The sequence below is a fragment of the Mesorhizobium oxytropidicola genome, assembly GCF_056174625.1.
This window is the reverse complement of sequence record NZ_CM149692.1, coordinates 1501232-1521792: the sequence shown is the minus strand read 5'-3', so window position 1 is coordinate 1521792 and position 20561 is coordinate 1501232. Positions and strand designations below refer to the sequence as shown.

Annotated in this window: 13 protein-coding genes, 3 pseudogenes and 1 riboswitch; of the genes and pseudogenes, 9 read left to right on the top strand and 7 right to left on the bottom strand. The window is 64.3% G+C overall.

What is annotated here, in order from left to right:
* Positions 1 to 129: 129 nt before the first annotated feature.
* From AC0V8S_RS07590 to AC0V8S_RS07575, 4 genes are all read left to right on the top strand, one after another.
* Positions 130 to 3297: a helicase-related protein gene (locus tag AC0V8S_RS07590; protein WP_475437315.1), complete on the top strand. Its 3168-nt coding sequence runs from the start codon at positions 130 to 132 to the stop codon at positions 3295 to 3297.
* A gap of 341 nt (positions 3298 to 3638) precedes the next feature.
* Positions 3639 to 4025, top strand: a complete 387-nt coding sequence (locus tag AC0V8S_RS07585) for an RNA-binding S4 domain-containing protein (RefSeq protein WP_183463888.1) — start codon at positions 3639 to 3641, stop codon at positions 4023 to 4025.
* A gap of 244 nt (positions 4026 to 4269) precedes the next feature.
* Positions 4270 to 4608, top strand: coding sequence for a ferredoxin FdxA (fdxA, locus tag AC0V8S_RS07580; RefSeq protein ID WP_095201183.1), 339 nt, complete (start codon positions 4270 to 4272; stop codon positions 4606 to 4608).
* A 369-nt stretch (positions 4609 to 4977) separates the two neighbouring features.
* Positions 4978 to 5559, top strand: coding sequence for a CarD family transcriptional regulator (locus AC0V8S_RS07575; protein WP_010911999.1), 582 nt, complete (start codon positions 4978 to 4980; stop codon positions 5557 to 5559).
* 77 nt (positions 5560 to 5636) lie between these two features.
* On the opposite strand, the gene AC0V8S_RS07570 is transcribed toward AC0V8S_RS07575, so the two are convergent.
* The 3 genes and pseudogenes from AC0V8S_RS07570 to AC0V8S_RS07560 form a co-directional block, all read right to left on the bottom strand.
* Positions 5637 to 6410 carry an amino acid ABC transporter ATP-binding protein gene (locus tag AC0V8S_RS07570; RefSeq protein WP_475437314.1) on the bottom strand — a complete coding sequence of 258 codons (774 nt, stop codon included), beginning with the start codon at positions 6408 to 6410 and terminating at the stop codon, positions 5637 to 5639.
* Positions 6407 to 7087: an amino acid ABC transporter permease gene (locus tag AC0V8S_RS07565; RefSeq protein WP_095201181.1), complete on the bottom strand. Its 681-nt coding sequence runs from the start codon at positions 7085 to 7087 to the stop codon at positions 6407 to 6409. Before AC0V8S_RS07565 ends, AC0V8S_RS07570 begins: the two co-directional genes overlap by 4 nt.
* Before the next feature lie 139 nt (positions 7088 to 7226).
* Positions 7227 to 7999 (bottom strand): annotated as a pseudogene (locus tag AC0V8S_RS07560) (amino acid ABC transporter substrate-binding protein).
* Between the two features lie 325 nt (positions 8000 to 8324).
* Between AC0V8S_RS07560 and AC0V8S_RS07555 the strand changes: the two are divergent.
* The 3 genes from AC0V8S_RS07555 to AC0V8S_RS07545 all read left to right on the top strand — a co-directional run bounded on the left by AC0V8S_RS07555 (position 8325) and on the right by AC0V8S_RS07545 (position 12356).
* Positions 8325 to 9188 (top strand): RNA polymerase factor sigma-32, encoded by an 864-nt coding sequence (locus AC0V8S_RS07555; RefSeq protein WP_095201179.1) that lies wholly within the window; start codon positions 8325 to 8327, stop codon positions 9186 to 9188.
* 89 nt (positions 9189 to 9277) lie between these two features.
* A protein-coding gene (locus AC0V8S_RS07550) for an IS630 family transposase (protein WP_183458765.1) occupies positions 9278 to 10223 on the top strand; the annotation gives its coding sequence in 2 pieces (ribosomal slippage) (positions 9278 to 9616 and positions 9618 to 10223; 945 coding nt in all).
* 183 nt (positions 10224 to 10406) lie between these two features.
* Complete coding sequence (locus tag AC0V8S_RS07545) at positions 10407 to 12356, top strand: caspase family protein (protein ID WP_475437313.1); 1950 nt, start codon at positions 10407 to 10409, stop codon at positions 12354 to 12356.
* Between the two features lie 74 nt (positions 12357 to 12430).
* On the opposite strand, the gene AC0V8S_RS07540 is transcribed toward AC0V8S_RS07545, so the two are convergent.
* The 4 genes and pseudogenes from AC0V8S_RS07540 to thiB form a co-directional block, all read right to left on the bottom strand.
* Complete coding sequence (locus AC0V8S_RS07540) at positions 12431 to 13900, bottom strand: M48 family metalloprotease (RefSeq protein ID WP_475437312.1); 1470 nt, start codon at positions 13898 to 13900, stop codon at positions 12431 to 12433.
* Between the two features lie 258 nt (positions 13901 to 14158).
* Positions 14159 to 14935: a thiamine ABC transporter ATP-binding protein gene (thiQ, locus tag AC0V8S_RS07535; protein ID WP_095201176.1), complete on the bottom strand. Its 777-nt coding sequence runs from the start codon at positions 14933 to 14935 to the stop codon at positions 14159 to 14161.
* Positions 14928 to 16523 (bottom strand): thiamine/thiamine pyrophosphate ABC transporter permease, encoded by a 1596-nt coding sequence (gene thiP, locus AC0V8S_RS07530; RefSeq protein ID WP_475438588.1) that lies wholly within the window; start codon positions 16521 to 16523, stop codon positions 14928 to 14930. The genes thiQ and thiP overlap by 8 nt, the downstream gene beginning before the upstream one ends.
* A 178-nt stretch (positions 16524 to 16701) precedes the next feature.
* Positions 16702 to 17699: pseudogene (gene thiB / locus AC0V8S_RS07525) on the bottom strand (thiamine ABC transporter substrate binding subunit).
* A 43-nt stretch (positions 17700 to 17742) separates the two neighbouring features.
* A riboswitch (TPP riboswitch) is annotated at positions 17743 to 17857 on the bottom strand.
* A gap of 88 nt (positions 17858 to 17945) precedes the next feature.
* On the opposite strand from thiB, the gene AC0V8S_RS07520 reads away from it, so the two are divergent.
* Both AC0V8S_RS07520 and AC0V8S_RS07515 read left to right on the top strand, forming a co-directional pair.
* On the top strand, positions 17946 to 18605 hold the full coding sequence (locus tag AC0V8S_RS07520) for a thiamine diphosphokinase (RefSeq protein ID WP_183463902.1): 660 nt from the start codon (positions 17946 to 17948) through the stop codon (positions 18603 to 18605).
* A 1-nt stretch (position 18606) separates the two neighbouring features.
* Positions 18607 to 20428, top strand: a pseudogene (locus tag AC0V8S_RS07515) (ABC-F family ATP-binding cassette domain-containing protein).
* Positions 20429 to 20561: the final 133 nt, after the last annotated feature.

Sequence of the window (20561 nt, the reverse complement as noted above, 5' to 3'; positions counted from 1 at the left end):
CCTTCGAGCCGCCACCGGAACATTCCGCTTTCGCTTCGCGCCCGAAATCCCTATGTGTCGCCTGTCATACGCGCCAGTTGAGGCACGCTCCCGACAACCAGAGGCCAGAAAGCCCATATTTCCGAGCCGATGAACATCCAGCCCAAACACACCGAGCCGCTGATCCTGTCGGGCCGCGACGTGACCGCCGTGCTTGGGCCGACCAACACCGGCAAGACCCATCTCGCCATCGAGCGCATGGTGGCGCACGAAACCGGTGTAATCGGCCTGCCGCTCAGGCTGCTGGCGCGGGAAGTCTACACCCGCGTCTGCGAAAAGGTCGGCGCCCACAAGGTGGCGCTGATCACCGGCGAGGAGAAGATCCAGCCGCCGGGCGCGAAATATTCAGTCTGCACCGTCGAGGCCATGCCGCGCGAGACCGACGCTGCCTTCGTCGCCATCGACGAGGTGCAACTCGCCGGCGACCTCGAGCGCGGCCACATCTTCACTGACCGCATCCTGCATCTGCGCGGCCGCCAGGAAACGCTGCTGCTGGGTGCCGCCACCATGCACGGCATCCTGCAGCGCCTGCTGAAGGGCGTCTCGGTCGTGACCCGGCCGCGGCTGTCGCATCTGGCCTATGCCGGTTCGAAGAAGCTGACCCGCCTGCCACGCCGCACCGCGATCGTCGCCTTCTCTGCCGACGAGGTCTACGCCATCGCCGAGCTGATCCGTCGGCAGCAGGGTGGCGCCGCCGTCGTGCTTGGCGCGCTCTCCCCGCGCACCCGCAACGCCCAGGTGGCTCTGTTCCAGTCGGGCGATGTCGACTATCTCGTCGCCACCGACGCCATCGGCATGGGCCTCAACCTCGATCTCGACCATGTCGCCTTTGCCCAGAACCGCAAATTCGACGGCTACCAGTATCGCAACCTGACGGCGGCCGAGCTTGGCCAGATCGCCGGCCGCGCTGGCCGGCATCTGCGCGACGGCACCTTTGGCGTCACCGGCCAGGTCGACCCGCTTGACGAGGATCTGGTCAAGAAGATCGAGAGCCATGATTTCGAGCCGGTGAAGGTGCTGCAGTGGCGCACCGCGCATTTCGACTTCGCCAGCCTCGATGCGCTGAAGCGCTCGATCGAGACCAACGCGCCGGTCGAGGGCCTGACGCGCGCGCTGCCGGCGGTCGACGCACAGGCGCTCGAATATCTCTCCCGCGACGGCGATATCCGCGCGCTTGCCACCGATGCCACGCGCGTGGCGCTGCTGTGGGAAGCCTGCGCTCTCCCCGACTACAGGAAGATCGCGCCGGCCCAGCACGCCGACCTCATCGCCTCGATCTACATGGACCTCGCCCGCCACGGCCATGTCGACGAAAACTATATGGCCGAACAGGTGCGCCGCGCCGACACCACCGAGGGCGACATCGACACGCTGTCGCACCGCATCGCCCAGATCCGCACCTGGACATTCGTGTCGAACCGGCCCGGCTGGCTGGCCGATCAGGCACACTGGCAGGAAAAGACGCGCGAAATCGAAGACAGATTGTCGGATGCGCTGCATGAGCGGTTGACGAAACGCTTCGTAGACCGCAGGACTTCCGTCCTCATGCGGCGCCTTAGAGAAAATACCATGCCTGAAGCCGAAATTAGTCCTACCGGAACCGTCCTTGTCGAAGGCCATCATGTCGGTGAGTTGCAAGGGTTCCGCTTCACCGCCGATCAGACCGCCGGCGGCGAAGACGCCAAGGCCGTGCGAACGGCCGCGCAAAAGGCGCTGGCCGCCGAATTCGAGGCGCGTGCCGAACGTTTTGGCGCCTGCGCCAATGGCGACTTGGCGCTCGGCTCGGACGGCACGCTGCGCTGGATCGGCGCACCGATCGGGACGCTGGTTTCCGGCGAGGACGCGCTGAAGCCGCGTCTGGTTCTGCTGGCCGACGAACAGCTGACCGGCCCGGCGCGCGACAAGGTCGCCGCGCGCGCCGAACGCTTCGTCAATTTCCAGATCGAGTCGCTGCTGAGGCCGCTGGTCGACCTGAAAAACGCCGACCAGATTTCCGGCATCGGCCGTGGCATCGCTTTCCAACTGGTCGAGAATTTCGGCCTCATCAACCGCCGCGACATCGCCGAAGAGATGAAGTCGCTCGACCAGGAAGGCCGCGCGGCACTGCGCCGGCTTGGCGTGCGCTTCGGCGCCTATCACGTCTTCGTGCCGGCGCTGATCAAGCCGGCCCCTGCCGGGCTGGTGACCTTGCTGTGGGCGCTGAAGAACGACGGCAAGGACAAGCCTGGCTTCGGCGACGTGGTCCATGCGCTGGCGTCGGGCCGCACCTCCGTGGTCATCGATCCAGCCTTCGACAAGGCCTTCTACAAGCTTGCCGGCTACCGCAATCTCGGCCGCCGCGCCGTGCGCATCGACATTCTGGAGCGGCTGGCGGATCTCATCCGTCCGGCGACCAACTGGAAGCCTGGCCTCGGCCAGCGTCCGGACGGCGCTTATGACGGCCAGTCCTTCATGGTGACGCCGCCGATGATGTCGATCCTCGGCGCCACCGCCGACGACATGGAAGAAATCTTGAAAGGCCTGGGCTACCGCGCCGAGCCGAAGCCGGCGTCCGAGGTCAAGGCACGGCTGGAAGCGCAGGACAATGCCGCGCGGGAAGCCGCCGCAGCCAAGCTTGCGGCGGACGAAGCTGCGCGCGCCGAGCAGGCCAAGGCGGCGGAAGCCGCCGCTTCGGATGCGGCTGCGGAGGCGGCAGTTGAGGGTTCGGAACCGGCTGCTGCCGAGGCCGCCGTCGAAGTCCCCGCCGCGGTCATCGCGGAGACGGCGGCTGAGCCTGTCACGGAAGAGCAATCGGACACTCCGGCCCTGGCCACCGAAGAGCCTGCAACGGAGCCTGTCGCCGAAGCCGCTGCTGAACCTGCTCCCGAGCCCGTGGCGGAAACCATCGCTGACGTCACCGTCGCCGAAAGCGTCGACGCTGCCCTTACCTCCCCCTCGATGGGGGAGGTCGCGGCGCGAAGCGACGCGGGTGGGGGTGATGGCGCTGACGACGCAAGCAGTGCTGCCGAAACCAACGCGGCAGTTGATGCCGGCAGTGCTGACGGTACCGCCGCTCCCCCCACCCCGGCGCTGCGCGCCGACCCTCCCCACGAGGGGGAGGGTGAAGTGGCCGAAGCGCCCAAGCCGATCCTGCTGTGGCGCCAGGGCCGGTTCGAACAGCGCCCCCGTCATCACGAAGGCCGCAACAACCGCCAGCGCAACGGACAAGCGCGCGGCCGAACAATGCACCGGCCGACGCCGCCGGCGCGCAGGCAGTAGCCGCACCTGGAGACCGTCCCGCCCAGGAAGGGCGGCGCGACGGCGCCGGCAAGCCGCGCTTCGACCGTTCGAAGTTCAAGCCCAAGCCGCAAGCCGAAGGCGAACAGCGGCGCGATGCCCGCCCGCAAGGCGAGCGTCCCGACCGCCGCGAAGGCCGTCCCGACTGGAAGGGTGGCCGGCCCGAGGGCAAGGGCGGTCCCGATCGCGGCAAGGGCGGCGCAAAGCCGGCCTTCCAGCCGAAGCCGCGCGAGGAACGTCCGGTGCGCTTCGATCCGGACTCGCCCTTCGCCAAGCTCGCCGCCTTGCGCGACCAGCTGAAGAAGTAGGCTCGGTAGGGTTCGATGGTTGCCGAAGGCCGCCAGCGCATCGACAAATGGCTGTTCTTCTCGCGCGCCGTGAAATCGCGCTCGCTGGCGGCGAAGCTGGTCGTCGCCGGACGCGTGCGCATCAATCGCGACAAAGCAGCGCAGGCCTCCGATCAGGTCAAGCCGGGCGACGTGCTGACCATCACGCTCGACCGGCGCATTTTCGTCTGGAAGGTGCTCGGCGCCGGTGTCAGGCGCGGCCCGGCGGAGGAAGCCCGCACCCTCTATGAGGACATGTCGCCGCCGCCCACACCGAAGGGCGAGGCGCTTCCCGATGCTATTCCAGCGCTGCGCGAGGCCGGCAGCGGCCGCCCGACCAAGAGAGAACGCCGGCAGACCGACCGCCTGATTGGCGAAGAGTGAGACCGGCCGGAACGCGGGTAGCGATCCCAGGCCAACGGCGGACGCCGAACGGAACCGAACCCGCCAAACAAGATGCTCCCGGGACGTCACACGCCCTCGCCGCACCTGCAGTCTGGAATTCCTTTTCGGAAACGCCGAAGCCGCCGGGCATGGCAACCCTTGCAAGCGACGGACAAAGGCGTTACCTCACGGAAAAAGCCCAAGAAAACTGGCCCATTAAGCTGGGACATCCCGGAGCCGACCGATGACCTATGTCGTGACCGACAATTGCATCAAGTGCAAATATATGGACTGCATCGAGGTCTGTCCGGTCGACTGTTTCTACGAAGGCGAGAACATGCTCGTCATCCATCCCGACGAGTGCATCGACTGCGGCGTCTGCGAGCCCGAATGCCCGGCTGACGCGATCAAGCCCGACACCGAGCCAGGCCTCGACAAATGGCTGCAGATCAACACCGAATATGCCGACAAATGGCCCAACATCACCGCCAAGAAGGAACCGCCGGCCGACGCCAAGACCTTCGACGGCGAGGCGGGCAAGTTCGAGAAATACTTCTCGGCCGAGCCTGGCGAAGGCGATTGACAATACGGCCGTAAAGGCTTGTATGACGTTGCGTAACAGGCACGCTGGATTAACCGCCTTGACAGGCGGCGATTGGTTGTGGCCTTCGCGAATGCAGCAAAACCTTGATTCTTCCGACTTTTTGTGTTACATCAGCCAAACATGCCGGTGACACAACGTCGATTTATGGCGCAGACGCCCCAAATCACTGAAAGGTGAAGATCCCACTCCGGACCAGAGCGATCTGGGCCAGGCGGTCGCAATTCGTGCGGTTTGCCGGTCCCGGCCTTTCCGGTGGGTTCATCTGTTGTGCGGCTAACGATCGGTTTCCCCGGTCGCACGAGTTCAGCCGGCACCGCCGCCGGCCCACAACAAGGAGTTCAGGGCGTAATGGCAACGATCACCCCGCAGAAGAAGTCCACTGGTGCGCGTCATGGTTTCAAGACCGGCGAGTACATTGTCTACCCGGCGCATGGCGTCGGCCAGATCGTGTCGATCGACGAGCAGGAAGTGGCTGGCCACAAGCTGGAACTGTTCGTCATCGACTTCCAGAAGGACAAGATGCGCCTGAAGGTGCCGGTCGCCAAGGCGACCTCCATCGGCATGCGCAAGCTGTCGGAAGAGGATTATGTCGAGCGCGCGCTCAAGGTTGTGCAGGGCCGCGCCCGCGTCAAGCGCACCATGTGGTCGCGCCGCGCCCAGGAATATGATGCCAAGATCAATTCCGGCGACCTGATCTCGATCTCGGAAGTCGTGCGCGACCTTTATCGCGCCGACAACCAGCCGGAGCAGTCCTATTCCGAACGTCAGCTCTACGAAGCGGCACTCGACCGCATGGCCCGCGAGATCGCGGCCGTCAACCGCATGTCGGAAACCGAAGCCGTGCGCCTGATCGAGGTCAACCTCAACAAGGGCCCTAAGCGTGGCGCCAAGGCCGACAATGAGGAAGCCGAGCAGGAAGAAGCTGCCTGAGTTCTGAGCCTTTAAGTTCACGAAAAACCCGGCCTCGCGCCGGGTTTTTTGTTTCTCGGACAAGGCAAGGGCCGCGCCTACGCCTGGCCGCCGCCCTCCTTCTCCGCCTCCTGCTTCAGCGTCGCGATAAAGCGTTTGGTCCGTTCACGCTCCGGATTGCCGAACAGCACGGCGGACGGCCCCTTTTCGACGATGACGCCGGCATCGAGGAACACCGCCTCCTGCGCAATCTTGGAGGCAAGGCGCAGATCATGCGTCGCCATCACCATGGTCGTGCCTTCGCTGGCGAGCTTGCCAAGCACATCGACCACCTCTTGCGCCAGTTCCGGGTCGAGCGCCGAAGTCGGCTCGTCGCACAGCAGCACCTTTGGCGACGGCGCCAAGGCGCGGGCGATCGCCACGCGCTGCTGCTGGCCGCCTGACAGCGTCGCCGGCCAGGCATCGGCCTTGTGCGCCATCCCGACCTTTTCCAGCAAAGCGAGCGCCCGCTCTCGGGCTCTCTCAGGCGACCACTTCAGCACCGTCACCAGTCCCTCCATCACATTCTCGATCGCGGTGCGATGCGGGAACAGCTGGAAATTCTGGAACACCATGCCGGTCTGCAGGCGCAGCCGCCTGATGTCGGCGGCCGGCACCTTGACGCCCGGGCGGAACGCGAGCGTCTCGTCGCCGATACGCACCGTGCCCGAGGTCGGGATCTCCAGCAGGTTGATGCAGCGCAACAGCGTGCTCTTGCCGCCGCCCGATGGGCCGACAAGCGCTGTGACGCTGCCTTCGGCAATGACGACGGTCACGCCCTTCAGAACGAGATTGTCGCCGAAGCGCTTCTCGATGTTGGTGAGGCCGATCATGAGCGTGCCTCCAGGAAGCCGCCATAGCGGTTGAGCCGGGTTTCCAGCCGCGTCTGCAAGGCCGACAGCACCGAACTCAGCGCCAGATAGAGGATCGCCGCCTCGACATAGAGGATCAGCGGCTCATAGGTGGTGGCGACGATGCGCTGCGCCGCCTGGAACATTTCCGGCACGGTGATGGCGGCGGCGAGCGACGTGTCCTTGACCAGCGAGATGAAGGTGTTGGAGAGCGGCGGCACCGCGACCCGCCCAGCTTGCGGCAGGATGGTGCGCCGCATCGCCTGGCTCCAGGTCATGCCGATCGAATAGGCGGCCTCCCACTGGCCTTTCGGCACGGAGCCGATGGCCGCGCGGATGATCTCCGACGTGTAGGCGCCGATGTTGAGCGTGAAGCCGATCAACGCTGCCGTGAAGGCGTCGAGCAGGATGCCGGCCGACGGCAGACCGTAGAAGATCAGGAACAGCTGCACCAAAAGCGGCGTGCCGCGGAAGATCCAGACATAGAAGCGCACGAGCATGACCAGCGGCTTCGGCCCGAACAGCCGGCCAAGCGCCGCACCGAGGCCGACGGTCAAGCCAAGGACGAAGGACAACAGCGTCAACGGTACGGTGAAGATCAGGGCGGCCCAGAGCAGCGAAGGCAGCGACTCGAGCATCAGTTGCAGCCAGTGCGGCACGAAAGACCCTCCGGGATGGTCGAGGTGGCTTCATCGAAGCGCGAATGCGTCAGCCATATCACGACAAAAGCGGCGAGCCGTCAAAAGACGCTCGCCGCTGAGTGCTTTGCGGGACCGGGGCCGGCCCCACTCAAAAAAGTTACTTCGAAACGTCCTGGCCGAATAGGTGTCGGCGATCTTCTTGTAGGTGCCGTCGGCCTTGATGTCGGCCAGCGCCTTGTTGATGGCGGCGACCAGTTCCGGATCGCCCTTGCGCACGATGACGCCGGAATGGTCGGCGTTTTCCTCTTGCGCGGCGATCTTCACATTGGCGTCGGGCTTGTGCTTCTTGAAGTCGAGGAACGACAGGCTGTCATTGATGGTGGCGTCGGCGCGGCCGGTCAAAAGCAGCTGGATCGACTGGTCGAAGCCGTCGGTGCCGACCAGCTCGGCGCCGTTCGTCTCGGCCAGCTTGCCGAAGTTCGAGGTCAGCGACTGCGCCGACTTCTTTCCCTTGAGGTCGGCGAAGGTCTTGATGTCGGCGTTGTCGCCGCGCACGATCAGCACCGCCTTGGAGGCGATGTAGGGATCGGAGAAATCGTACTTGGCCTTGCGCGCGTCGGTGATGCCGACTTCGTTGATGACGGCGTCATAACGACTGACGTCGAGACCGGCGATCAGCCCGTCCCACTTGCCTTCGAGGAACTCGACCTTGACGCCGAGCTTGTCGGCGATTGCCTTGGCGATCTCGACGTCGAAGCCGACCAGCGCGCCGGAAGCGTCATGATAGGTGAAGGGTGCGTAGGTGCCCTCCGTGCCGACCTTGAAGGTGCCGGCCTGCTTGATCTGGTCGAGATTGGCGCCGGCGTGGCCAGCGGTGACCGCCAGGGCCTGCAGCGTTCCGGCGACGATAAGCGACTTGAGCCATTTCATTTTTTTGTGATCCCGTCCTTGGCCTGATGTCAGGCTTGTTGTGAGGACTGGAAAATGACAGATGCCGGTCGAAAGAATAAGGAACCAATTTTCAAAAACAAAGAAGTCCAGAAACCAAATTCTCTAAAAGCGATTTTTCGCAACGTTTGAAAGCTCCCGGCAACCGCATCGAAATCGCCCGGACGGCATCACGCGCCTGCCCGCGCCAGCGGAACCTTTCTCGCGCATGGCAGTTTTGGCTGTTCTAGGGCGCGACGCCGCGATTTCAACCGGTGCCCTGCCAGTTCGTAACGTCGGTTATATCGCCTGAGCCAGGGAGCGCCTCATGATGGAAGACACAGCAGGACGGATCATGGTCCGCGCGGCAATGAAGGCTCCCTACCTCGAACGCGATGAGGAACATCGGCTGGCCTTGCTCTGGAAGGAAGACAACGACCAGAACGCGCTGCACTGCATCACCGTCGCCCATATGCGGCTGGTCATTTCCATGGCCTCCAAATTCCGTCACTACGGCCTGCCGCTTGGCGACCTGATCCAGGAAGGCCATGTCGGCCTGTTGGAAGCCGCCGCCCGCTTCGAGCCCGAGCGCGAAGTGCGGTTTTCGACCTATGCGACATGGTGGATCCGCGCCTCGATGCAGGATTACATCCTGCGCAACTGGTCGATCGTGCGCGGCGGAACGAGTTCCGCGCAGAAAGCCCTGTTCTTCAACCTGCGACGCCTGCGTGCCCGGCTGGCGAATGGCGCGGAGCCGCTCTCCAACACAACGCTCTACCGAGAGGTGTCGGTTGCGCTTGGCGTCTCCGAGGCCGATGTGGCGATGATGGATTCACGGCTGTCGGCGCCCGACTCCTCCCTGAATGCGCCGCTTGCCGATGATGCGGGCGCCACCGAGCGGATGGATTTCCTGGTTTCGGACGAACCCCTGCCCGACGAGATCGTCGGCGACAAGATCGATGTCGCGCGTCGTTCACTTTGGCTGAAAGCGGCTCTCGCCGCCCTCAATGCCCGGGAGCTTCGCATCATCGAGGAACGTCGGCTTACCGACGAGGGCGCCACGCTCGAAGCCCTCGGCGAAACGCTGGGCATTTCCAAGGAACGCGTCCGCCAGATCGAGGCGCGCGCCATGGAAAAGCTCAAGGTCGCGCTGGTGAAACAGAACCCGGAATTTCTGGCGACAGCCGCTTGACGCTAGAGCGGTTCGCGTTTTGTCTGAATCGGGATTCCCAAGACTGAGCAAATCAGATTCGATGTTCTGACCGTTGGAGGTCGGGACAGATGGCCAAGCCTTATTCGATGGATTTGCGGGAACGGGCGTTGGCTCGCCTTGAAGAAGGCGAGACGAGCCGAGAGGTGGCCGCGGCACTGAAGGTGGCAGTTTCGAGCGTGATCAAGTGGGCGGCGCGCAAGCGTCGGCTGGGCAGTGCGGCACCCGGCAAGATGGGCGGTCATCGACCCTATCTGATTGACGGGGAGCATCGTGCCTTCGTCCTGAGCGAGGTCGAGCGGGATGCCAACATAACGCTTCATGAATTGACGGCCGCACTGGCTGACCGGGGTCTCATCATCCACCCTGCCAGCGTCGGTCGCTTCCTGCATCGCGAGGGCAAGAGTTTTAAAAAAAACCGTTCTGCCGGCTGAGCAACTCAAGCCAAAGCTGATGCGTCGGCGGACGCAATGGATGCGCTATCAGACCCGCATTGACCCAACGCGCCTGGTCTTCCTGGATGAAACGTGGGTCAAGACCAACATGGCGCCGTTGCGCGGCTGGGGTGTGCGCGGCAAGCGGCTGATGGCTCACGCGCCATATGGTCATTGGAAGACGATGACCTTCATCGCCGCACTGCGGCATGATCGGGTAGAGGCGCCTTGGGTCATTGACGGACCCATCAATGCGCAGGCCTTCCGTGTCTATGTCGAAACCGAACTCATCAAGACCCTGAAGCCGGGTGACATCGTCATTCTCGACAATCTCGGATCTCACAAGGGCCAAGCCGTCCGCGACATCGTCAGGGCCGCCGGTGCGCGGCTCTTCTTCCTGCCGCCTTACAGTCCAGATCTCAATCCAATCGAGAAGCTCTTCGCCAAGCTCAAGCACTGCATGCGACGTGCCGCCAAGCGAAGCATCCAGGCCGTACACAGCGCCATCGCCAGCACCCTCGACGTCGTCACCTCAAATGAATGTAACAACTACATCGAAAGCGCCGGATACAAGTCAACCTAAATGCGAACCGCTCTAATACAGAGATTCGAGATTTAAAATATAGGATTTATCTTAAATAACATATGTTACCAGCGTGGGGGATTCTATTCTTTTTAAACCTGCGAATTGTGATTTCTCTAACAGATCCAGGCATGGCAAAAAGCCTCTCTAGGCTACCGGACCAGAACGAAGGTGGGTTTTGCCATGCTGAAACGCTACGCGTTCCTCGCTGCCTTGATCCTCATGAGCCTCTCGGCGTTCGAGGCTCGCGCCGATCGAAGGGTTGCGCTCGTGATCGGCAATTCGCAGTACCGTGAAATCCCGACGCTCAAGAATCCGGACAAGGACGCTGAGGACGTTTCGAACACGTTCCGGCAGGCTGGCTTCGACGTGTTCGTCGCCAAGGACGTGACCAAGCTCCAATTCGAAGAGAAGTTCCGCAACTATCTGGCCGCCGCCGACGGCGCCGATCTCGCCGTCGTCTATTATTCCGGCCACGGCTTTCAGATCGGCGGCGAGAATTTTCTGATCCCGGTCGACGCGTCGTTGAAGGATGCGGCCGACATGGAGGTCCAGACAATCAGGCTTAACGACGTGCTGCAGCAATTGCGCGCGAAGTCGAAAATCCAGATGATCATCCTCGATGCCTGCCGCAACGATCCGTTTCCGCGCAAGGACTACTGGCTGCGCGACCAATTGATCGTCTCCGGCGGCACCGGGCTCGCGCAGGTAACAGGCTCGCAGAATGAGCTGATTGCCTTTGCCACCGAGCCCGGCGCTGTCGCTTATGACGGGTCCGGCGATCTCAGCCCCTTCTCATCGGCCTTTTCCCGCCGCGCGCTGGCGGCGAACCAGGAAATCCGCGCCGTCATGGCCGCCGTGCGCCGCGATGTGGTCAAGGCGACCAATGGCAGGCAGGTTCCGTGGGAGAATTCCTCGCTGATCGACGATGTCGTGCTGATGCGCGCGGCGGAGCAACCGGCGCTGCCGGCGCCCGACGCCCAGCAAAACCAGCAGGTGGCGGAGCGCGGAACCCAGGCCGCCGCAGCCGCCGAAGCTATCGAAAATCGCGACATCAGCGTCCCGATCGGCGTCGGACCGGTTGCGCTGAAGCTGGATTTTCCGGCCAAGGATGTTTCGATCAAACTCGCCAGCTATCCGACAGTTGGAACGCTGTCCCTGCCGGATCGCGTCCTGTCGCCGCAGTCGAGCCTGATAGCCGCTGAAGTCGACCAGTTGCGCTACGAGCCGCAGATCGGCTCGACGGCTCCCGTCGAGATTGACTTTCAGATCCGCGCCGGCGACGCGTCGAAACGGGCGACGATGAAGCTGTCGCCGAGCGTCGACCCCTGCGACCAGGCCGCCGGCGAGCCGCTCGACCTGCAAGGCGTCGTCCCCGGCCGGTTATCGAACGAGATCGCAGACGGCGCGGTCGAAGCCTGCGAGGCGGCCGTGAAAGCCTATCCCGATGTCGCCCGCTTCCGTTACGAGCTCGGGCGGGCGCTGCTGGCCGCCGGCAACATCGACGAGGCCAGGAAGGCCATCCACGAAGCGTCCGACAAGGGACACGTCCGCGCCGTCTACGAACTCGGCTACCTCGCCTCCTCGGGAATAGGCACGCCGGTGGATGCCACGCAAGCGAATGGTCTCTATTCGCAGGCATCCGACAGGGGCGACCCCTACGCCATGAGCGCGTGGGGCCGCGCCCTGTTCAATGGCGTTGGCGTGCAGCGCGATACCGGCAAAGGGCTTGACCTCATGCTCACGGCAGCAGCGATGGGGCATATCAGCGCCATGAATGATCTTGCGATGATCTTCAAAGACGGCCGCAATGGCGTGCCCGCCGATCCGGCCCGTGCCTTGGCTTTCCTCAAGGCTGGCATTGAACGGCAAGAGGCTTATTCGATGGGCATTCTCGGTCTTTCGCCCAGGCCAAGCACGCTGACGGTCGCGGCATGCACGCCCAAGGTGGTGACGAAAATCATCACGAAGATAAAGGTGATCCGTACACCTGTGCCAAAAGCGCCGCCGCCGAAGATCGGCAAGCCAAAGGCCCCGATAGTGCCAGGCGAAACCGGACCAGCGCCCTGGCGTGGCGGCAATGGCGGCGACCACTCTGACCACAGCACCGGCGGTGGCAACAGTGCCGGCTGACGACAGCGACGCCATGGCCGCACAGGCAGTGTCGAAACTGACTATTCCGCAGCCGCCTGAACGCCGATACCGACTTACTTGTCGGTGACGATCTTGACCTTGTCGCCGGCCGAAACCGCGGCCCCCGGAGACAGCGCATTGAGCACACGGAACAGGTCGAGCTTACGATCGACGCCGACCATCTGCGCGGCGAGCGAGCCCATGGTCTGGCCCGGCTGCACGGTGAGCACGCGGATATGTAGCGGCTTCAAGGCCGCCTTTTCAGCAGGACTGAGGATACGGAACGACCCGCTGACCGAGCGCGCCACCGTTTCCAGCGAGGTGCTGGCCGACGGTGCCGCCGTGAGCAGCCGGTAGACCTGGCCGCCGGCGCGGATCACCGCGATGTCGAACTGCCAGCCTTCCGCGCTGGCATGCGCGGTCGCGGCCTCATTGCCGTTGATGGTTTCCTGCTTGACGGTGCTGTCGTCGAGACCGGCCACCCAGCCGCTTCTGATGTAGTCGGTCAGGGCGCGGTTCTTGTCGATCGAAACACCGTCGAAACGGATCGCTATGTCCCCCGGCCCGGTCGCTGTCACCGCCGCCGCCGAATTGTCGATGATGAAACCGTCCGGCACCGTGAACGACACGCCGAGGCCTGGATGCAGGAAGGTCTCGCCGCGCACATAGCCTTCTTCCGGCGTGTCCCCATAGAGCAGGCCGTCTATGCCGGCGAGGAAGGAATCGCGGTCGCGCGTGCCGACGCCGGGCGCGCCGAACTGGCGGGCATGGCGCTGCGCCAGGTCGATGCGCTGCGGCGTGTTGGGGTGGGTGGCCAGGAAGTCGAGGCTGGCATCGGTGGCGCCGCTGATCGAACGGAAATCGGTATAGGCCGACATCGACTGCAGGAAGCGGCCGGCGGCATAGGGATCGTAGCCGGCTTCGCCGATCGACTTGATGCCGATGGCGTCGGCCTCCAGTTCCTGGTTACGCGAGAACTGCGCCAGTCGAAGCTTGCCGCGGATGAGCGCCGCCTTGGCGGTCGGGCTGTCGCCAAGCACATCCGAGACCACCTTGGTCGCCAGACCTTCCTCGGCCTCCAGCTGCTGACGCTGCAGGCCGTGATTGGCGGTGACGTGGCCCATCTCATGCGCGATGACGGCGGCGAGTTCGGACGAATCGTTGGCGAGCGCCAAAAGGCCGCGCGTGATGTAGAGATAGCCGCCCGGCAGCGCGAAGGCGTTGACGTTGGGCGAATTCAGGATGGTGATGCGATAGGTCTGGGTCGGGTTCGCCGACACCACGGTCAGATTGCCGACCACCTTGGCAACCATTCGCTCGAGCTTGGGATCGGAATACTCACCGCCGTAGGTGGCCAGGATGCGCGGATGCTGCGCCTTGGCGAGTTCCGCGAGCTTGTTGTTTGCGCCGACATTGTCGACCGTGATCGGCCTGTCGGACGGCTGGAAGCCGGACTCCTGGACTTCCGGAGGCGTGAACATCTGGCAGCTTGCCAAGGCCACGGCAAAGCCGGCCAGCGCCAGAAAGCGCGCCAGCGGATTCATTCGTAGCTTGTCGACGCCGATCGCCAGAACGGCTTCCTTTCAGGTCCCGGCGCATGACCACGAAAATCGGGGGCGATCCTCGGAACCCGTCATGCGCTAAAAACAAACTTCTACAGCATCCGTCGCGCGTCCCTCGGGGCGTGCGGCGGATGCTGTAGGCAAATCACGGCTTGTGCCGACCAGTAGGGCCGACCTAGCCACACTACGTCTGCCATGGCAAGCAAGCGCCCCATCGCCTGAGGCCGGTTTGACCGTAAATTATGTCGGCTTCCGGGCAATATCTCGTGATACCGCATTCCCGGCACTTTCACCGACATAGCGCCGGAACGCCTCCGGACCAGCCCCGGCAAAGAAATCGTCCGCGCTGCCGACGGCGGCGACTGTGCCATTGTCCAGAAACACCACATTCTGGCCGATTCGGTGGGCATCCTGAGGCTGATGCGTGACGAACAGCACTGTCATGCCACGTTCGGCATGCAAGCCGGCAACCAGATCGAGCATGTCGTCGCGCAAGGCCGGCCCCAGCGAAGCAAAAGGTTCGTCGAGCAGAAGCACCGGGCGATCGCGCACCAGCACGCGCGCCAAGGCAACACGCTGCCGTTCGCCGCCGGAAAGTTCGCGCGGCAAGCGTTTTTCCTTGCCGCCAAGGCCCGTGCGTTCCAACGCCTCGGCGATGGCGGCCTGATCGGCCTCGGTCAGCCGTAGCGATGGCGAGCGGCCGAGCCCGACATTCTGCTCGACGGAAAGATGGGCAAAAAGATTGTTTTCCTGGAACACCATCGACACCGGCCGTGCGGCCGGTGGCACGGCGGCGACATCCGTCCCGCCGATCAGCACGCGGCCGGACTGCGGCGTCTCGAAGCCGGCGACGAGGTTGAGCAGCGTCGACTTTCCCGAGCCGCTCGGCCCCATAATGGCGGTGATTTCCGCCGCGGCGAACGCGACATCGAAGGCGATCGGCGCCTCGCCATAGCTGAACGAGACCTTGTCCAGCCGTACCGGAACGCCCTTCCTGTCCACCGCCCCGTCAGACATTGCGGACCTTTTCCCTTCCCAGCCAATCCGCAGCCAGCACCAAAGCGAGGCAGACCAGGCCAAGCAACAGCGCCAGTCCAGCGGCGTCCTCTGTGCGGTAGCTGCCCATGCGCGCCAGGAGAAGGTAGGGCAAGGTCTGCACGGAATCACTGCCGAACAGCGCGATGACACCGAGATCGCCGAGCGACAGCGCCATGGCGAAAGCAAAAGCGGTGGCGAGCGGACGCCGCAATGACGGCCAGTCGACCAGACGCAACCTGGCCCAGCCGGAAATGCCAAGCTGTGCGCAGAGCCGTTCGTGACGCTCGCTCGCCGCATCATAGGCGGGGCGGACGGCACGCAGTGCAAAGGGCATCGCCATCACCGCGTTGACCGTGACGACCATGACCGGCGCAATGGCAAAGACGTCGCCGGCATGGCGCAGCAGGAGGAACCAGCCGGCGCCGATGACGATGGGCGGCACGACCAAGACAAAGCTGGCGCCGGTGTCGGTGGTATGTTCGAGCAGTGTTTTTGGACCGGCGCGGCGGTTCAGCGCCAGCGCCCGGCGTGCCATGGTCAGGGCCAGGGACAGCATCACCGAAAGCAGCGCCGACAGGAAGGCCAGCATCGCACTGGTCAGCGTTGCCTGCCGCACGGCCGCCTCGCCGGCGAGCCGGCCGAGATCGGCCCCTAAACCGGCGATCACCGTGGCCGCCATCGGCCCGACAACGAACAGCAGCGCCAGCACGATGAGCGCGGCGTTCAGCGACGCTTCGGTCCTGTTGACCGAGAGATAGCGGCGCTGCGCCACCGGCAGATTGGTGTCGCCAACGACATTGACGCCAAGCCGCGTCAGCGCCAGCACCACGATGAAGGTCAAGGCGATCTGCAGCAATGTCAGTGTCACCGCCCGCGCGGGATCGAAATCGAAGCGCAGCGCCTGATAGATGCCGACCTCCAGCGTCGTCGCGGCCGGCCCGCCGCCAAGCGTCAAAACGATGGTGAAGGAGGTGATGCAGAGCATGAAGACCAGCCCGGCGACGCCGGGCAGAGCGGCGCGCAGCGTCGGCCATTCGATCAGCCGGAACGCCGGCCGCGCCCCCATGCCGAGCTGGCTCGCCAGCCGCCACTGGTCGGCAGGGATGGTCTGCAGCGCCTCGAGGAACAGCCGCGTTGCCAACGGCAGGTTGAAGAAGACGTGGGCGACGAGAATGCCGGACAGGCCATAGATACCTGGCCAGCCCTGGCCGCCGACGGCGCTGAACAGGCCGGCGAAATAGCCGGCGCGGCCGTAAAGCGCGAGGATGCCAAGCGCCGCGACGATCGCCGGCAGCGCCAGCGGCACGGCGAAGAGCTGCAGGATGAAGGCGCGGCCGAAAAAGCGCGGATGCCGCGACAAAGCACGCGCCACGAACAGCGCCGGGCCGGCAGAAAGCAGGGTCGAGAGGGCGGCCTGCCAGAGCGTGAAGCGCACGACACGTAGGAGATAGGGATCGAAAGCTGCCCAGGCGCCCGAAAGGTCATAAGCGCCTTCGACAAGCAACCCGGCAAACGCGCCGCCGATCAGCAGTGTGATCGCGGCGAGCGCGATGATGCCGGCGCTGATGCGGGGGTCGGACGCGCGCCTTCCACCCTCCCCCTTGTGGGGAGGGTCGGAACGCGGATGCCGCGAAGCGGTGTCCGCGAGCCGGGGTGGGGGTGAGGCCGTGCTCAGCGTCGCAGCCCCCACCCCGCTCCGCTTCGCGGATCGACCCTCCCCACAAGGGGGAGGGTGAGAAGCGCGCTCATTTGCTCATCACCGCCAGCCATTCATCCACCCAGGCCTTGCGGTTGGCGGCAACCTCTTCGGGGCTGAACAGCAAGGTCTTGGTCGGCTTGACCAGTTTGTCGAAGGCCGGGTTGAGCGGCTTGTCGGTCTTTCCTGCCGGGAACATCCAGTTGGTCTCGGGGATGGCGTCCTGGAATTTCGGTCCGGTCATGAAGGCGATGAATTTTGCCGCCAGCGGGTTCTTGGCGCCGGTCGTGGTGATGCCGGCGACCTCGATCTGCAGATATTCACCTTCTTCGAACGAAGCCGCCTGATAGCGCTCGGTATTCTCGGCGACCATGTGGTAGGCCGGCGAGGTCGTGTAGGACAACACCATCGGCGCCTCGCCCTTGGTGAACAGACCATAGGCCTCGCTCCAGCCCGGCGTCACGGTCAGCACCTTTGTCTTGAGCTTGGCCCAGGCCTCCGGCGCCTTGTCGCCATAGACCGACTTCACCCACAACAGCAGGCCGAGGCCCGGCGTCGAGGTGCGCGGATCCTGGATGACGATCTTGTCGTCGGCACTGCCTTCGACCAGCTCCTTCAGGCTCTTGGGCGGCGTCTTCAGCTTCTGCGTGTCATAGACAACAGCGAAATAGCCGTAGTCGAAGGGCACAAACGTATCGTCCGTCCAGCCGCCCGGCACGTTGATATCGGAGACCGCGCCATGCGGGCAAACAACCCGCTAGCCTTGGCATCGGCGGTGAGATTGGTGTCGAGGCCGAGCACGATATCGGCCTTGGTCGATGCCCCTTCGAGCTTGACGCGGTTGAGCAGGGCGACACCGTCGGCGACCGAGACGAACTCGACATCGCAGCCGCATTCGGCCTCGAATTCCTTCTTCACCACCGGGCCTGGACCCCAGTCGGCGGTGAAGCTCTCATAAGTGTAGACGGTGAGCTTGTCCTTGGCCAAGGCCGGCCCGGACAGCGCCACAACCGTGGCTGAGACAAGAGCGTATAAAAGCGTGCGCATCGGCGCCTCCTTCGTTCGAATTGAAAGGAATTGAGGCGTCGGACTGTCCGAAACGTCTAATCCCTCCGCCGGTACAAACCGGATCAGGTTCAGCGGGTTGGCGAGATTGCCTCTCAGCCGGTCCGCGAAGATCGCGTCCGGCACCCCGTTAGAGCGTTTCGACACATAGGCCCGGCCGAGGAACCGCGCAAGTGGCAGTTTGCCGGCCTTCCGTTTCCGCTGCCGGGCTGGTACAGGCCACCAGATATGAGCACATTCACCATCCTGCTTGGCGGCGATCTCATCCGCACGCCCCGGCTCGACCGCCAGGTCGAGGGCTCGCGCGTCATCGCCGCGGATGCCGGCATCGGCCATGCCCGGCTGCTCGGCCTTGTGCCCGAACTGTGGGTGGGCGATTTCGATTCGGTGCCGGCCAATCTGCCTGACGACCTCGCTGCCGTGCCCCGCCAGACCTTCCCGGCGGAGAAGGACAAGACCGACGGTGAACTGGCGATCGCCGCAGCCCTCGAGCGCGGCGCGACCCGCCTTGTGCTGGCAGGCGCGTTCGGCGGCAAGCGCGCCGACCACGCTTTCCTGCATCTGGCGCTCGCCCTGCGCCTGGCCGAGGCCGGAACGGACGTCCTGCTGACCAGCGGCGCCCAGGAAGGTATCCCTCTGCTGTTGGGAACGGCCGGCTTCGATTATGCCGACGGCACCCTGTTTTCGATCCTCGGCTTTTCCGAACTTGCCGGCCTGACCGTCACCGGCGCGAAATGGCCGCTGAGCCAGGTCGAGGTGGCTTTCGGCTCGTCCCTGACCATCTCCAACGAGGTCAAGTTCGACAAGACCGGGGGCAGCCTCGAAATCGCCCTCGGCCACGGCCGCGCGCTGCTGCTCGCTCATCCCTATCCCTTGCCCGAAAGCTGACATGGCCCCGCCCCTTCTCAATCTCGACGGGATAAAACTGACCTTCGGCGGCACCCCGCTGCTCGACGGCGCCGCCTTGACGGCTTCGGCCGGCGACAAGATCGCCCTGGTCGGCCGCAACGGATCCGGCAAGTCGACGCTGCTCAAGATCGCCGCTGGCCTGATCGAGCCGCAGGACGGCGAGGTGTTCAGCCAGCCTTCGGCGACGGTCCGCTATCTGCCGCAAATGCCCGACATGGAAGGTTTTGCCACCGTGCGCGCCTATGTCGAGGCGGGGCTTGGCCCCGCCGATGATCCCTACCGTGCCAGCTATCTGATGGAGCATCTCGGCCTCACCGGCGAGGAGCGGCCGGGCGATCTCTCCGGCGGCGAGGCCAGGCGTGCCGCACTGGCGCGCGTCATGGCGCCGGAGCCCGACATTCTGCTGCTTGATGAGCCGACTAACCATCTTGACCTGTCGGTCATCGAATGGCTCGAAGAGGAACTCGTGCGCACCTCTTCGGCGCTCGTCGTCATCTCGCACGACCGCCGCTTCCTCGAACGCGTGTCGCGCGCCACCGTCTGGCTCGACCGTGGCCAGACCCGCAGGCTGGACAAGGGTTTCGGCCATTTCGAGGAATGGCGCGACCTGGTTCTGGAAGAGGAAGAGCGCGAGCAGCACAAGCTCGGCCGCCAGATCGTGCGCGAGGAACATTGGCTGCGCTACGGCGTCACGGCACGGCGCAAACGCAACATGCGCCGCCTTGGCGAGTTACAGACCATGCGCCAGCGCTTCCGGCGGTCATCGCGGCGCCGAAGGCAACGCGACCATGGTGGCGAGCGACGCCGCCGAATCCGGCAAGCTGGTGATCGAAGCGAAGAGCATCGAGAAGAGCTTTGGCGACCTCACCGTGGTCAAAGGCTTCTCGACCCGCATCCAGCGCGGCGACCGCGTCGGTCTCGTTGGCCCAAACGGCGCCGGCAAGACCACGCTTTTGAAGATGCTGACCGGCGAATTGGCACCGGACGCCGGTTCGATCAGGCTTGGCACCAATCTGGAAATCGCCACGCTCGACCAGAAGCGCGAGGCGGTCGATCCGCAGGAGACGCTGGCGCAATACCTCACCGACGGACGCGGCGAGAACCTCGTCATCAATGGCGAGCAGCGCCATGTCGTCTCCTACATGAAGGATTTCCTGTTCAAGCCGGAGCAGGCGCGCACGCCGGTGCGCGAACTGTCCGGCGGCGAGCGGGCGCGGCTGATCCTGGCGCGCGTGCTGGCCCGGCCGGCGAACCTTCTGGTGCTCGACGAGCCGACCAACGATCTCGACATGGAGACGCTGGAACTGCTGCAGGAACTGGTTGCCGGTTTCGCCGGCACCGTCATCCTGGTCAGCCACGACCGCGATTTCCTCGACCGCACCGTCACCAGCCTGATCGCGCCGGATGGCGACGGGCGCTGGATCGAATATGCCGGCGGCTATTCCGACATGCTGGCGCAGCGCGGCGGCACCAGGCTTGATGACCGCAAGGCTCGCGCCAAGGCCGAAGCCGGCGATACGCCGGCCTTGGCCAAGAGCGAACCGGCAGCCCCCAAAGGCCCCGCGAAAAAACTGTCGTTCAAGCAGAAATTCGCTTTGGAATCCTTGCCGAAGAAGATCGAGGCGGTGACCGCGTCGATCTCGCGGCTGGAGAACAACATCGCCGACCCGGCCTATTACGAGCGCGATCCGGCCTCGTTCCAGAAGACCATCGCCGCCCTCGACAAGGAGCGCGCGACGCTGGCCGCGCTCGAGGAAGAGTGGCTGGAACTGGAGATGCTGCGGGAAGAGATGGAGGGGTGAGGAGCGCTCGGCCGTAAGGCCAATCAATCGACAACGATTTGTCGATTGAAAACGACGAACGTCCGGAGCCATAGCGGAGGGTCGGGCGCATCACCCGTATTCTCGCTCGATTATTGCTTCCGTACGAGAGTGC

Excerpts from the sequence above, each read along its gene's own strand:
- AC0V8S_RS07590 (WP_475437315.1), top strand. The coding sequence starts at position 130 with ATGAACATCCAGCCCAAACACACCGAGCCGCTGATCCTGTCGGGCCGC.
- AC0V8S_RS07585 (WP_183463888.1), top strand. The coding sequence starts at position 3,639 with ATGGTTGCCGAAGGCCGCCAGCGCATCGACAAATGGCTGTTCTTCTCG.
- fdxA (WP_095201183.1), top strand. The coding sequence starts at position 4,270 with ATGACCTATGTCGTGACCGACAATTGCATCAAGTGCAAATATATGGAC.
- AC0V8S_RS07575 (WP_010911999.1), top strand. The coding sequence starts at position 4,978 with ATGGCAACGATCACCCCGCAGAAGAAGTCCACTGGTGCGCGTCATGGT.
- AC0V8S_RS07570 (WP_475437314.1), bottom strand. The coding sequence starts at position 6,410 with ATGATCGGCCTCACCAACATCGAGAAGCGCTTCGGCGACAATCTCGTT.
- AC0V8S_RS07555 (WP_095201179.1), top strand. The coding sequence starts at position 8,325 with ATGATGGAAGACACAGCAGGACGGATCATGGTCCGCGCGGCAATGAAG.
- AC0V8S_RS07545 (WP_475437313.1), top strand. The coding sequence starts at position 10,407 with ATGCTGAAACGCTACGCGTTCCTCGCTGCCTTGATCCTCATGAGCCTC.
- AC0V8S_RS07540 (WP_475437312.1), bottom strand. The coding sequence starts at position 13,900 with ATGAATCCGCTGGCGCGCTTTCTGGCGCTGGCCGGCTTTGCCGTGGCC.
- thiQ (WP_095201176.1), bottom strand. The coding sequence starts at position 14,935 with ATGTCTGACGGGGCGGTGGACAGGAAGGGCGTTCCGGTACGGCTGGAC.
- AC0V8S_RS07520 (WP_183463902.1), top strand. The coding sequence starts at position 17,946 with ATGAGCACATTCACCATCCTGCTTGGCGGCGATCTCATCCGCACGCCC.